We start from the raw sequence: 340 nt of genomic DNA, 5'->3' as shown, positions 1-340 counted from the left end.
CCACGAGACTGCCGGGTTCCACCGTGGCGACGCTGACCATTACAACCCCCAGCGATCGGGAGGTTCGCGTAACCCGCGTCTTCGACGCGCCGCGGCCGATGGTGTTCGACTGCTGGACTGTCCCGGAGCTGCTCAAGGGCTGGCTGCATGGCCCGGACGGCTGGCGGCTCGAGATTTGCGAGATCGACCTCAAGGTGGGCGGCGCGGCGCGCTATGTCTGGCGCCACCGCGACGGGCAGGCAATGGGCATGAGCGCCACCTATCGCGAGATCGTGCGGCCGAGCCTGATCGTCGCCACGGAGCTGTTCGACGAAGACTGGACCGGCGGCGAGACGCTGGG

The 340-nt window shown here is 68.5% G+C and carries 1 protein-coding gene; it reads left to right on the top strand.

The features are described from left to right. Positions 1 to 23: 23 nt before the first annotated feature. The coding region (locus EN859_RS36255; protein ID WP_189502536.1) for an SRPBCC domain-containing protein at positions 24 to 340 on the top strand (317 nt) is incomplete at its 3' end.

The organism is Mesorhizobium sp. M00.F.Ca.ET.216.01.1.1, from assembly GCF_004010325.2.
GTDB lineage: Bacteria > Pseudomonadota > Alphaproteobacteria > Rhizobiales > Rhizobiaceae > Mesorhizobium.
The sequence above is the reverse complement of the archived record's forward strand: the minus strand, read 5'-3'. Positions and strand labels throughout refer to the sequence as shown.